Annotated in this window: 10 protein-coding genes; 3 read left to right on the forward strand and 7 right to left on the reverse strand. The window is 62.0% G+C overall.

Translation table 11 applies throughout. The annotated features are described in order from the left end of the window. Positions 1-110: 110 nt before the first annotated feature. The 7 genes from AAFM15_RS09535 to AAFM15_RS09565 all read right to left on the reverse strand — a co-directional run bounded on the left by AAFM15_RS09535 (position 111) and on the right by AAFM15_RS09565 (position 10,002). Positions 111-1,142: an ABC transporter substrate-binding protein gene (locus AAFM15_RS09535; RefSeq protein ID WP_341686480.1), complete on the reverse strand. Its 1,032-nt coding sequence runs from the start codon at positions 1,140-1,142 to the stop codon at positions 111-113. A gap of 146 nt (positions 1,143-1,288) precedes the next feature. Continuing rightward, positions 1,289-3,589, reverse strand: coding sequence for an NADP-dependent malic enzyme (locus tag AAFM15_RS09540; RefSeq protein WP_341686481.1), 2,301 nt, complete (start codon positions 3,587-3,589; stop codon positions 1,289-1,291). Positions 3,590-3,721: 132 nt separating this feature from the next. Then, complete coding sequence (locus AAFM15_RS09545) at positions 3,722-5,209, reverse strand: nucleobase:cation symporter-2 family protein (protein WP_341686482.1); 1,488 nt, start codon at positions 5,207-5,209, stop codon at positions 3,722-3,724. 142 nt (positions 5,210-5,351) lie between these two features. After that, on the reverse strand, positions 5,352-6,605 hold the full coding sequence (locus tag AAFM15_RS09550) for a M20/M25/M40 family metallo-hydrolase (protein WP_341686483.1): 1,254 nt from the start codon (positions 6,603-6,605) through the stop codon (positions 5,352-5,354). Further along, the gene (uraD, locus tag AAFM15_RS09555) at positions 6,602-8,377 is read right to left on the reverse strand and encodes a 2-oxo-4-hydroxy-4-carboxy-5-ureidoimidazoline decarboxylase (RefSeq protein ID WP_341686484.1); all 1,776 of its coding nucleotides are present in this window, start codon (positions 8,375-8,377) and stop codon (positions 6,602-6,604) included. The genes AAFM15_RS09550 and uraD overlap by 4 nt, the downstream gene beginning before the upstream one ends. Positions 8,378-8,379: 2 nt before the next feature. Next, the gene (gene puuE, locus AAFM15_RS09560; protein ID WP_341686485.1) at positions 8,380-9,330 is read right to left on the reverse strand and encodes an allantoinase PuuE; all 951 of its coding nucleotides are present in this window, start codon (positions 9,328-9,330) and stop codon (positions 8,380-8,382) included. A 6-nt stretch (positions 9,331-9,336) separates the two neighbouring features. Next, positions 9,337-10,002, reverse strand: a complete 666-nt coding sequence (locus AAFM15_RS09565) for a GntR family transcriptional regulator (RefSeq protein ID WP_341686486.1) — start codon at positions 10,000-10,002, stop codon at positions 9,337-9,339. A 94-nt stretch (positions 10,003-10,096) separates the two neighbouring features. On the opposite strand from AAFM15_RS09565, the gene uraH reads away from it, so the two are divergent. The 3 genes from uraH to AAFM15_RS09580 form a co-directional block, all read left to right on the forward strand. Next, positions 10,097-10,450, forward strand: a complete 354-nt coding sequence (gene uraH, locus AAFM15_RS09570; protein WP_341686487.1) for a hydroxyisourate hydrolase — start codon at positions 10,097-10,099, stop codon at positions 10,448-10,450. Between the two features lie 43 nt (positions 10,451-10,493). Continuing rightward, positions 10,494-11,966, forward strand: a complete 1,473-nt coding sequence (xdhA, locus tag AAFM15_RS09575) for a xanthine dehydrogenase small subunit (RefSeq protein WP_341686488.1) — start codon at positions 10,494-10,496, stop codon at positions 11,964-11,966. Beyond that, positions 11,967-12,825: molybdopterin cofactor-binding domain-containing protein (locus AAFM15_RS09580; RefSeq protein WP_341686489.1), on the forward strand; the 859-nt coding region annotated here is incomplete at its 3' end.

Genomic DNA, 12,825 nt, shown 5'->3' on the forward strand with positions numbered 1-12,825 from the left:
GTCCTTTTTCCTGTGGTTTGTGTTCTAGGGTGTATACAGAATCTAATCAAGAAAAGCCGGGCAGGGGCGCTGTGCAGCGCCGGCCAGCCCGGCATCAGGTGGCTTTGAAGTTACTTCTTGGCCTTGGGCAGGATGTCCAGCTCTTTGCTGGAGGGCAGGAAAGAGCCGTTCCAGATGTCGTCCACCTTGACGCGGGTCTTGGTGTTGAACGCGTCAGACACTTGCGAGGCCATCAGCGACAGGCGACCGGGGTTGACCTGGCCAAAGCCTTCGGCGCGGGCCGAGGGGCTGTTGATCACGGTATCAATCGCCAGTTGCAGGCGGCGGGTTTCGAGGGCGGTGTTGATGATGCCGTCGCGGGCCTTGACGGTGTCAATGGCTTTGGTGGGGTCAGCAATCACATCTTTGGCGCCTTTGGTGAATGCGCTCAGGAAGACTTTGACTGCGGCCGGGTTTTCCTTGAGGATTTTAGGCGAGGCGATGATGGCGTTGCCATACAGTTTGACGCCGAAATCGGGGTAGGGCAGCACGGTCACATCTTCAGCCTTGACGCCGCGCGCCTCGATGTTGAGCAGCGAGGTGAAGGTGAAGCCGGTGATGGCATCCACATCGCCGCGCACCAGCATGGTTTCGCGCAGTGGGGGGTCCATAGCGGTCCAGGCCACGTTGCCGATGCTGTTGGCCTTCTGGAAGATGGGGAAGGCGCGGCGGCCTGCGTCAAACACCGGGGCGCCCAGTTTTTTGCCGGTCAGGTCGGCAGGGGTCTTGATGCCGCTCTTTTTGAGGGCCATGACCGAAGCGGGGGTGTTGTTGTAGACCATCATGATGGCTACAGGCTTGTTGGGGGCATCAGGGTTGTTGGCGTGGAACTCCATCAGGGCGGCCAGATCGGCAAAACCCAGGTCATAGGTGCCAGAGGCCACGCGGGTGACAGCGCCGCCGGAGCCGTTGCCGGCGTCCACGGTCACGTCCAGGCCGGCGTCTTTGAAGTAGCCCTTGGCAGCGGGCACCAGGAACAGTGCAGATGGGCCCTCAAAGCGCCAGTCGAGCTGGAATTTGACGGAAGTGGCGGCCTGGGCTGTGCCCATGGCGGCCACGGTGGCCAGCGCTGCGGTGGCCTTGAGGAAAAAACGCTTGTTCATAAGGGCTCCTGAAACGGGTAAACGGTAAATTTGCTCAAGCAAATTCGGTGCCATTATGAGTCAGGTGCCTGACGCTGCGTGTCAGGTGCATCCCCTAGATCAAAAGCCCCGAAAGTGTGCGCCTTGCACCCTTTCGGGGAGTGTGTTCAGGTGTGTGCACCAGCTGCGGCCACAGCCGTCATGTTGAACACCCGACGCACGGTGGCCGCTGGGGTCAGGATGTGGGCGGTACCCGCCACGCCCATGAGCACCGGGCCCACCGTCACGCCACCGCTGGTGGTGGTTTTGAGCACGTTGTACAGAATGTTGGCCGCGTCCAGGTTGGGGCAGACTAGTAAATTGGCTGAACCGGTCAGGGTGCTGTCTTCCATGTACACGTTGCGGATTTCGGGTTCCAGTGCGGCATCGCCGTGCAACTCACCATCGCATTCGATGTCGGGGTGCTTTTCTACGAACAGGTCGCGGGCCAGCCGCATCTTGCGGGCGCTGGCGCGCTTGGACGAGCCATAGCTTGAGTGCGAGAGGAAGGCCACTTTGGGCACGATGCCAAAGCGCTGGATTTCGGCGGCGGCCATGGCGGCAATCTCGGCCAGTTGCTCGGCGCTGGGGTCTTCGTTGACGTAGGTGTCGGTGATGAACAGCGGGCCTCGTGGTGTCATGAGCGCGTTGAGGGCAGCGAAGTTGCTCACACCGGGCTTGCGACCCAGGATGGACTCGATGCGCTCCAGATGGGTCATGTAGCTGCCGGCCAGGCCACAGATCATCGCATCGGCATCACCCAGCGAAACCATGAGTGAGCCAATGATGGTATTGGATCGACGCACTGCCGCTTTGGCCACGGCGGGGCTGGCACCGTTGCGCTTCATGAGCTGGTGGTAGTGCTCCCAGTACTGGCGATAGCGCGGATCGTCTTCGGGGTTGACGTTTTCCACATCCACACCCAATCGCATGCGCAGGCCGGCTTTTTCAATGCGAGCCGCAATCACGGCCGGGCGACCGATCAGGATGGGGCGGGCCACATGTTCGTCAATCGCCATTTGGGCGGCGCGCAGGGCGCGTTCGTCTTCGCCGTCGGCGTAGGCCACGCGTTTCTGGCCTTTGGCGCCGATCTTGGCGGCGTTGAACACCGGGCGCATCAGGATGCCGGTTTGCGTCACAAAACTTTGCAGTTGCTGGCGGTATGCGTCCATGTCGGTGATGGGCCGCGTAGCCACACCCGACTCCATGGCCGCTTTGGCCACGGCCGGTGCAATACGCAAAATCAGTCGGGAGTCAAAAGGCTTGGGAATCAGGTAGTCGCTGCCAAAGCTCAGGTCCTGGCCTGCGTAGGCGCTGGCTACTTCTTCGCTGATGTCGGCTTTGGCCAGATCGGCAATCTGGCGCACGCAGGCGAGCTTCATGGCTTCGGTGATCTTGGTCGCGCCGCAGTCCAGCGCGCCCCGGAAGATGTAGGGGAAACATAAAACGTTGTTGACCTGGTTGGGGTAGTCCGAGCGACCGGTGGCGATGATGCAGTCCGGGCGTGCGGCCTTGGCAATCTCGGGGCGGATTTCCGGCTCGGGGTTGGCCAGGGCCAGGATGATCGGTTTGTCTGCCATGGTCTTGACCATGGCTGCAGTCAGTACGCCAGCGGCCGAGCAGCCCAGAAACACATCTGCACCATTGACGGCATCGGCCAGCGTGCGTGCTTCGGTCTTTTGGGCATAGCGGGCTTTGGACTCGTCATAGCCGCCAGGGCGGCCTTCGTAGATCACGCCCTTGGAGTCGCACACAAACACGTTCTTGGGGTTCACGCCCAAGCCCACCATCACGTCCAGACACGCCAGGGCGGCAGCGCCTGCACCCGAGACGGCCACTTTGACCTTGCCAATGTCTTTGCCGACCAGCTCCAGACCGTTGAGCATGGCCGCCGCCGAGATGATGGCGGTGCCGTGCTGGTCGTCGTGGAAGACCGGAATGTTCATGCGCTCGCGCAGTTTTTGCTCGATGTAGAAGCACTCAGGCGCCTTGATGTCTTCGAGGTTGATACCGCCAAGGGTCGGCTCCATGGAGGCAATGATCTCCACCAGCTTGTCCGGGTCGCGCTCGGCCAGCTCGATGTCAAACACGTCGATACCGGCAAATTTCTTGAACAGTCCACCCTTGCCTTCCATGACGGGCTTGCTGGCCAGCGGGCCAATGTCGCCCAGGCCCAGCACAGCGGTGCCGTTGGTGATCACGGCCACCAGGTTGCCGCGGCTGGTGAAGTCGTACGCTTTGCTGGGGTCGGCCGCAATGTCCAGGCAGGGATAGGCCACGCCGGGTGAGTAGGCCAGCGACAGGTCGCGCTGGTTGGACATGGGCTTGGTGGGGTTGACCGAAATCTTGCCGCGTGTGGGCAGACGGTGGTAGTCGCGGGCGGCGTCGCGTAGGGCTTGTTCGGCGGGGGAGAGATTCTGGTCAGACATGGTAAGTAGGCGAATAAGTCTCTAGAGAAGGAGATCTAGCGTAACCGATTTGTAACGCCCAACAGCCTGTGGATTACCACCATAAAAAGCAAAAGGCCAGGGACTGCCTGGCCTTTTGTGGGAGAAGGTCACTCAGTGCGCTTCAGCCTGCTTGGCAGCTTCAATTGCATCGCGGCTGTCACCGCTGGCACCATTGAAGAACAGGTTGAGCAGCACTGCGCTCAGCGAGGCCAGCAAAATGCCCGACTCGATCAGCGGGTGCAGGCTATGCGGCATCCACTGTTTGAAGTTGGGGGCGATCAGCGGAATCATGCCGATACCGATCGAGATGGCCACGATCAGCGAGTTGAAACGGTTGTTCTTGAAGTCCACACCACCCAGGATGCGGATGCCGGTGGCAGCCACCATGCCGAACATGACCAGACCCGCGCCGCCCAGCACCACGGTGGGCAGGGACTCGACCAGAGCCGCCATTTTGGGCAGCAGGCCCAGGGCGATCAGGATCAGGCCACCGGCCACGCACACAAAGCGGCTCTTGACGCCAGTGACGGCGACCAGGCCTACGTTCTGCGAGAAGCTGGTGTAAGGGAAGGTGTTGAAGATGCCGCCGATCAACGTGCCCAGACCGTCGGTGCGCAGGCCGCGTGTCAGTGCGGCCTGATCGACTTTCTTGTCGGTCATTTCACCCAAGGCCAGGAACATGCCGGTCGACTCGATCATCACCACGATCATGACCAGGGTCATGGTCAGAATCAGCACAGGCTCGAACACTGGCATGCCGAAGTGGAAGGGCGTCACCACATCAAACCAGGCGGCTTTCCCGACTTTGTCGAAAGTCATCAGGCCCATGGCCGTGGCCACCACACCGCCAATCACGATGCCCAGAAGCACGGAGATGTTGGCCACAAAGCCTTTGGCATAGCGGGAGATCAGCAGGATGGAGACCAGCACCAGGGCTGCGATGCCCACGCCGGTCAGGTCTGCATATTTGGGGTTGGCCATTTTGGGCAGCAGTGCAAGGCCTTGCGGCACGGGTGGCACCACGGAGCCAGGAGCGGCAGCGGCAGCGGCAGCAGCATCCAGCCATTGTTTGTGCTCTGGAGACACGATGCTGGGAGCTGTCGGACCAAAGGGGTTGCCAAAGATCCAGTTGATGCCGATGCGCATCAGGCTGATACCAATGACCGCAATGATGGTGCCGGTGACCACGGGCGGAAAGAACCGCAGCATGCGGCTCACCAATGGCGCGATCAAAATGGAGATGACCCCTGCGCCAATGATGGAGCCAAAGATCAGCTGTGCGCCTGCACCGCCGGGGTTGGCGTTGGCCATGGCGACCATGGGGGCCACGGCGGCAAAAGTCACGCCCATCATCACGGGCAGACGGATGCCGAACCACTGGGTCGCGCCCAGCGACTGGATCAGGGTGACCAGACCGCAACAGAACAGGTCGGCAGAGATCAGGAAGGCGACGTCTTCTGGACTGAGCTTGAGGGCCCGGCCAATGATCAGGGGGACGGCCACAGCGCCGGCATACATCACGAGCACGTGTTGCAGGCCTAGGGCGGCGAGCTTGCCCGAGGGCAGGTGCTCATCGACCGGATGAACGGTAGAACTCATGGAGAGGCTCCTTGTAAACGGTTGTGCATGAGACAAGAAAGCTAGATGTGTGCGATCTTGTGTTCTAAACTGTATACAAAATAAAAGAGCCTGCCGATTCGGAAAAACCCTGCCCCTCATTGTGGGCAGGGCAGGGACAGATTCAGCTGAGCAAATCCAGCAGCGTGCGTGCGACCACTTTGGTCGCACGGCGCACGTCTTCCAGCATCACGCGCTCGTCGTTGCGCTTGGCGTTGGACTCACGCACAGTGCGGGGACCTGCGCCGTAGATCACGCCGGGAATGCCGCGCTCCACATACAGGCGAACGTCGGTGTAGAGCGGCGTGCCAACGGCGGGAATGGGTTCGCCAAACAGTTCGCCGCCGTGTTTCTGGATGGCGTTGACCAGCGGCGCGTTGCCCGCCAGCGGCACCATCGCGTTGGCCAGCAGCATGCGGCGGATACTGACCTGCAGCTGCTTGCCGCCACGCGGTGGGTTGAAGGTCTTGGTCGCGTCCTCAATCGTCTTGCGGATGCTGGCTTCGACTTCGGCCGGGTTCTCTTCGGGGATCATGCGGCGGTCGAGTTTGAACACGACCTTGCCGGGCATAACGTTGGTGTTGGTGCCGCCACTGATCTGGCCCACGTTCAGGTAAGGGTGGGTGATGCCCTCGACTTTGGATGTGACCTTCTTGTAGTCGGCATTGAGTGCGTGCAGAGCGTTCAGGATGTGCACCGCGCCTTGCAGCGCGTCGGTGCCGGTGTCGGGAATGGCAGCGTGGGCCATTTCGCCTTGCACCGTCACTTCCATTTGCAGGCAGCCGTTGTGGGCGGTCACTACCTGGTAAGAAAAACCCGCTGCGATCATCAGGTCGGGCTTGGTCAGGCCCTTGGCCAGCAGCCAGCCGGGGCCCATTTCGCCACCAAATTCTTCGTCGTAGGTGAAGTGCAGTTCCACGCCGCCTTTGAGTGGCGCGTTCAGAGATTCGAGTGCGCGGGTGGCAAAGGTGAAGGTGGAAAAGTCGCTTTTGCTCACGGCGGTGGCGCGGCCGTACATGGCGCCGTTCTCGATCTCGCCGCCGTAGGGGGCGTGCGTCCAGCCCTCGCCGGGGGGCACCACATCGCCGTGGGCGTTCAGGGCAATGGTTTTGCCTGCGCCGTACTTGCGGCGCACGATCAGGTTGGTGATGGACTCCAGGCCGTAGGCCTTGACGTCGGCTTCGGGCACGGTGTGCTTTTCGGCATCCATGCCAAAGGCTTTGAGCAGGTCTGCGGTGCGCTCGGCGTGGGGGGCGTTGTTGCCGGGTGGGGTGTCGGTGGGCACCTGCACCAGCGCCTGCAAGAACTTGACCTGCTCGTCAAAGTGGGCGTCGATCCAGGCGTCGAGCTGTGCGTATTGTTGGGCGGTGGCGGTCATGCGGTCTCCGTCGCGAGTTGGTTCAGAACATGGGTGAATGCGTCAACACACAGTTGCATGTCGTCGCTGGTGGTGGATTCAAGCGGGTTGTGGCTGATGCCAGCGTTTTCGCCGCGTACAAACAGCATGGCTTGCGGCATGACTTCGTGCAGTTTCATCGCGTCGTGGCCGGCACCACTGGGCAGCTTGAAGAGCGGCACGCCCAGGGCGCTCACGGCGCGTTCCCAGCGGATTTGCCACTCGGGGGCGCTGGGGGCGGCGGCGGCGCGCATGGTTTCTTCAAGCTGATAGTGCACACCGCGACGTTCGCAAATGGTTTGCAGCTTTGCCAGGATGTCGCGCTCTAGCGCATCGCGCTGCGCATCAGTGGGAGCACGCAGGTCCAGGCTGAAGTTGCACTGTCCGGGCACCACATTGATCGAGCCGTTGGGCACATTCAGCTGGCCGATGGTGGCGACGCTGTCGCCGTCCTTGGCAGCGCGCTGCTCCATGTACAGGGCTAGTTCGGCCACCGCGCAGGCGGCGTCGCGGCGAAGGTGCATCGGGGTGGTGCCCGCGTGGCTGGCGGTGCCCACCACATGGCCCTGGTAGCGCACGCTGGCGTTGATAGACGTGACCACACCCAGGGGTATGTTGGCGGCGTTGAGCACCGGACCTTGCTCGATGTGCACTTCCACAAAGCCCAGGTACTGCGCCGGGTCGCGCTGGATCTTGGGGATGTCGTCCACACACAGGCCCGCGTGCTGCATGGCGGCGCGCATGGTGATGCCGTCAGCGTCTTTCTGATCCAGCCACTCGGGCTTGAAGTCGCCAATCAGCGCGCCCGAGCCGAGGAAGGTGGCTTTGTAGCGCTGGCCTTCTTCTTCGGCAAAGGCCACGGCTTCGATGCCAAAGGGCAGACGCTTGCCCTGCTGGTGCAGTTGCTGCACGCAGGCCATGGGCACGAAGATGCCCAAGCGCCCGTCGTACTTGCCGCCGTTACGCACAGTGTCGTAGTGGCTGCCGGTCAACAGGTATTTGGCCCCAGCCGTAGCCGGGTGGTAGCGTCCCACCACATTGCCCACGGCGTCGATCTCGACCTCGTCAAAGCCACAGTCCTTCATCCAGTGGCTGATGCGCTGGGCACACGCCCGGTGCGCATCGGTCAGGTAGGTGACGGTGAGCTGGCCTTTTTCGGCAAAGCCGGGGTCGCTGTGCTCGGCCAGCTTTTCCTGCCAGTCCCAGACCTGGTGGCCCAGCGTCGGCTCAACGCCGAATTTGTCGTTCAGGCGGATCTCGACGATGCGGTGGATGTTTCGCAGGCACTCCTGCAATTCAAACTCGGGGTGGCCGTGCAGGCGGCGCTCAAAAGCGTCAATGATTTGCTGCTTGTTGTAGCCCGCGCCACGTGGGCCGCGCACCGCGAGGATGAAGGGCCAGCCGAACTTGGCGTTGTAGTCGGCGTTGAGCTGCTGGATTTTTGCAAACTCTTCGGGCGTGCAGTCGGTCAGGCCCGCCTTGGTCTGCTCGTTGGTGGACTCTGCCGTCAGCGTCTTGCTGACCATGGCCTTGCCTGCCAACTCGGGGTGGGCGCGGATCAGGCCCAGTTGCGCGTCACGCCCGGCGTGCGACAACACTTCGCACATCGCGTGATTGAGGTGTGCGAGCGACTTGAAAGGCCGCTCGTTCAAAGCCTGCTCGGCGATCCAGGGCGAATGCTCGTACAGGCCGTCGAGCATTTGGGCCGCATCGGCGTGCGATGCGCTGTTGAGTTGTTCCAGTGTGAGTGCCATGTTCAGTCCATGTAGGGATGGGTCGCTTTCCAGTGCCGCGCAATGTCAATGCGCCGCGCCACCCACACCTTGTCGTGCGACTGGATGTGGTCCAGAAAGCGCTGCAGCGCGGTGATGCGACCCGGCCGCCCCAGCAAGCGGCAGTGCATGCCAATGCTCATCATCTTGGGGGCGTTGTCGCCATTCGGATCACCTTCGGCATAGAGTGCATCAAAGGTGTCCTTCATGTACTGGAAGAACGGGTCGGCGTGCGAGTAGCCCTGGGGCAGTGCAAAACGCATGTCGTTGCAGTCCAGGGTGTAGGGCACGATCAGTTGCGGCACCACGCTGCCATCGGTCTTTTGGACTTTCATCCAGAAGGGCAGGTCGTCGCCGTAGTAGTCGCTGTCGTATTCAAAGCCACCGTAGTCGGCCACCAGGCGGCGGGTGTTGGGGCTGTCGCGGCCGGTGTACCAGCCCAGCGGCCGCTCACCCGTGAGCTTGTGCAGGATCTCCATCGCCTCGGCCATGTGGGCACGCTCGGTGGCCTCGTCGACATTTTGGTAGTGGATCCACTTGAGGCCGTGGCAGGCGATGTCGTAGCCCAGTTCCTTGAAAGCCGCGGTCACGTCGTCGTGCTTTTGCAGCGCGGTGGCCACGCCAAACACGGTGAGCGGCAGGCCACGCTTTTCAAACTCGCGCAACAGGCGCCACACGCCCGCACGCGAGCCGTACTCGTAAATGCCCTCCATGCTGATGTGGCGGGCTTCGAACGCGGCGGGGTTGAACATTTCAGAAAGGAACTGTTCGCTGGCCTTGTCGCCATGCAGCACGCAGTTTTCGCCGCCTTCTTCGTAGTTCAGCACAAACTGCACGGCCACACGGGCGCCATTGGGCCACTGCGCGTGTGGCACATGGCGGCCGTAGCCCTTGAGGTCGCGGGGGTAGGGGAGGGTGGTGTCGTAGGTGCTCATGGGAAATCAGGACAAAGCGATGGAAACGTCGTGCGACGGAATCTTGCGGTCAAACGTCAGGCTCTCTTCCACATGGGTGAGGTGTTCCTGCATCAAACGGGTGGCCAGCGCCGTGTCTTTGCGCTCGAAGGCATCGATCAATCCTGCATGTTCGTGGGTAGAGGTTTGCGCTTCGTTGCGGGACTGGTACATCAGCGTGATCAGGGCGCAGCGCGAAATCAGTTCGCCCAGCACTTGCGCCAGAACACTGTTGCCCATGAGCTTGGCCATGAGCACGTGAAAGTCGCCCAACAGCTCGGTGCGGCCCGGCACGTCTTCGGCATTCAGCGCCTGCTCTTCCATGCGCACATGTTCGCGCAAGGCGGCAATCTGTTCGGGGGTGGACTGGGCAATGAAAGTACGCGTCATCTCCAGCTCCAGCATGCGGCGCACCGCAAACACCTGCTTGGCCTCTTCGACGGAGGGCGCCGCCACAAATGCGCCACGTGCGGGCTCCAGACGAATCAGCTTATGCTGGGACAGTTGAAACAGCGCTTGCCGCACCAGCGTGCGCGAAACGCCAAACAAATCGGCCAGCTTTTGCTCGGCCAGCTTGGCGCCCGGCAGCAAGCGGTGCTCCACAATGGCGCGGGTCAGGGCTTCGACAATGGTGTGGGTGGCGGTGGTTTCCATACCGGCTCCTTCTTTTGGCGAATGATAGCCAGAAAAACCAAAACTGTATACACTTGCGTAAACCAATCCTCCAAACAATCTCTGAAAGCGCATCATGGGACTGAGCACACACGTTCTGGACACCATGCACGGTTGCCCCGCTGCCGGCATGCAAGTCGCCCTGTACACCACGCAAGGTGAACAAGCCACCTTGGTCAAAAGCTTCACCCTCAACGCCGACGGCCGCAACCCGGACGGCCCGCTGTACGACAACGCCAGCCTGCGCAAAGGCACCTACCGACAGGTGAATGATGTGAGCGGGTACTTCCAAGCCAAAGGCGTTCAGCTGCCCGAGCCCAACTTCCTGAACCGCGTGGCGCTGGACTTTGGCGTCGCCCACGAAGATCAGCACTACCACGTACCTTTATTGGTCAGTCCCTGGAGTTATTCCACCTACAGGGGGTCCTGATTCTTTAAAATCGGGGTCTACCGTTTATTACCCCACCCGCACCATGATCCAAGTCACCAACACCGTGCGCTTTGTGCTTGACGGCAAAATTGTCGAAGCCCAGGGCGAGCGTCGCACCACCACCGTTCTCGACTATCTGCGCGAGCAGCTCCACCGCACTGGCACCAAGGAGGGCTGCGCTGAAGGCGATTGCGGCGCTTGCGTGGTCATGGTGGGTGAGCTCAATACCGCTGGCACCGCGATCGACTACAAGCCAGTCAACGCCTGCATCCAGCTGTTGCCCTCGCTGGACGGCAAATCGGTCAAGACCGTCGAGAGCCTTAAAAAAGCCGACGGCACGCTGCATCCGGTGCAGGACGAGATGGTCAAGTGCCACGGCTCGCAGTGCGGTTTCTGCACACCGGGCATCGTCATGAGCTTGGTCAATCTGGTGCAGGTGCTGCCCCAGCCCAGCCGCCAGCAGATCACCGATTCCCTGTCTGGCAACCTGTGTCGCTGCACCGGCTACAAGCCGATCATCGACGCGGCTGCCAAAGCCTGCGAGCGCCAGAGCGAGCTCAAGGTGGACGACAAGGCCGACGTGCCGCTGCTCAAGGAAATTGCACGTGCCAAGACGCCCACGCTGAGCCTGGACGGCGACATCATCGTGCAGCCCGTGGTGCGCACCCGCAAGGGCAATGAATTTGTCTCGCCCGCCACGGTGGCCGAAGTGGCCGACTACCTGCTCAAGAACCCGACCACCACGCTGCTGGCCGGCAGCACCGAGATCGGTCTGCAGGTCAACAAACAATTCAGCCGCCCCGACCACATCATGTACCTGGGCAATGTGGCCGAACTGCGCCAGATTACCGAGACGCCCAAGGCCTGGCGCATTGGCGCTGTTGTGTCGATCACCGAAGTGGAAGACCTGGTGGCTCAGGCTTACCCCGACTTTGCCGAGGTGCTGCGCCGCTTCGGTTCGCCGCCGATCCGCTCCACCGCCACGCTGGCGGGCAACATCGCCAACGGCTCGCCCATTGGCGACTCCATGCCTTGCCTGATGGCGCTGGGTGCCACGCTGGTGCTGCGCAAGGGCGACAAAACCCGTACCGTCGCGCTCGACCAGTTCTACACCGGCCAAAAGCAGAGCGTGTTGCAGGCGGGTGAATTCATCGAGGCCATCGAGTTGCCCAAACCCGTGGCGGGCCAGGTCTTCCGCGCCCACAAGGTCAGCAAGCGTTTCGAGCAGGACATTTCGGCCACTTGCGCCGCGATCACCTACACACTCAAGGACGGCAAGCTCAGTGGCGTCAAGCTGGCCTACAACGGCCTGAGCCCCTTCCCGGCGCGTGCGCCCAAGATCGAGGCCGTGCTCGAAGGCCAGACGCCCGCCAGCGTGACCGAAGCCGCGCTGGACGCCGCCGTTGCCGCCAGCTTTACCGCCCGCGACGGTCTGCGCGCCACCTGGGCTTACCGCTCGCTGGTGGCCCGCAACCTTGTCCTTGAGTTCATCGAAGAGCAGAAAGAGGTGGCGTAAATGAATGCACCGACCCCCATGAAAAACCTGTTGCCCGCCACGGGCGTGCAACAAGGCACCGACATCGTCCACGAGTCCGCCCACCTGCACGTGACCGGCGGCGCGACCTACATCGACGACATCCCCGAAGTGGCCGGTACGCTGTATGCCGCCATCATCAAGTCGCCCGTGGCGCACGGCGAGCTGATCGCTGACGGGATCGACCGCGACGCCATCCTGGCGCAGCACGGTGTCGTGGCGGTCTACACCGCCAAGGACAATACCGGGGAAAAAAAAAGCGGCCCCATCGTCCACGACGACCCTTTCCTCGCCGATGGCAAAGTGGAGTTCGTCGGGCAGGCCGTGGCTGTGGTCGTGGCGCGCAGCATGCTCTACGCCCGCGAAGTCGCGGCCAAGGCCAAGGTGCTGGTCAAGGAACTCAAGCCCATCCTGACGGTAGAAGAAGCGCTGGAAGCCCAGAGCTTTGTGATGCCTGCCAAAGGCATTGTGCGCGGCGACGCTGCGGCCGCGATTGCCGCTGCCCCGCGCAAGATCAAGGGCACGACCCGCACCGGTCAGCAAGAGCAGTTCTATCTGGAAGGCCAGATCACCTACGCCGTGCCGAAGGAAGACGGCCAGCTCACGCTGTACGTGTCCACCCAGCACCCGGATGGCAACCAGCGCGAAGCCGCGCACGCCCTGAACCTGCACACCAACGATGTGGAGGTGATTTGCCGCCGCATGGGCGGTGGCTTTGGCGGAAAAGAGGGCAACGCCAGCATCTTCAGCCAGAGCGCGGCCCTTGCAGCGTTCAAGCTGCAAAAACCGGTCAAGCTGCGCGTCAACCGCGACGACGACATGACCATCACCGGCAAGCGCC

The sequence above is a fragment of the Limnohabitans sp. genome (assembly GCF_038134685.1).
Taxonomy (GTDB): domain Bacteria; phylum Pseudomonadota; class Gammaproteobacteria; order Burkholderiales; family Burkholderiaceae_C; genus Limnohabitans_A.

Bases quoted from the DNA above. Each gene is read 5' to 3' on its own strand.
- AAFM15_RS09545 (WP_341686482.1), bottom strand. From the start codon at position 5,209: ATGAGTTCTACCGTTCATCCGGTCGATGAGCACCTGCCCTCGGGCAAG.
- AAFM15_RS09535 (WP_341686480.1), bottom strand. From the start codon at position 1,142: ATGAACAAGCGTTTTTTCCTCAAGGCCACCGCAGCGCTGGCCACCGTG.
- xdhA (WP_341686488.1), top strand. From the start codon at position 10,494: ATGATCCAAGTCACCAACACCGTGCGCTTTGTGCTTGACGGCAAAATT.
- AAFM15_RS09565 (WP_341686486.1), bottom strand. From the start codon at position 10,002: ATGGAAACCACCGCCACCCACACCATTGTCGAAGCCCTGACCCGCGCC.
- puuE (WP_341686485.1), bottom strand. From the start codon at position 9,330: ATGAGCACCTACGACACCACCCTCCCCTACCCCCGCGACCTCAAGGGC.
- uraD (WP_341686484.1), bottom strand. From the start codon at position 8,377: ATGGCACTCACACTGGAACAACTCAACAGCGCATCGCACGCCGATGCG.
- uraH (WP_341686487.1), top strand. From the start codon at position 10,097: ATGGGACTGAGCACACACGTTCTGGACACCATGCACGGTTGCCCCGCT.
- AAFM15_RS09550 (WP_341686483.1), bottom strand. From the start codon at position 6,605: ATGACCGCCACCGCCCAACAATACGCACAGCTCGACGCCTGGATCGAC.
- AAFM15_RS09540 (WP_341686481.1), bottom strand. From the start codon at position 3,589: ATGTCTGACCAGAATCTCTCCCCCGCCGAACAAGCCCTACGCGACGCC.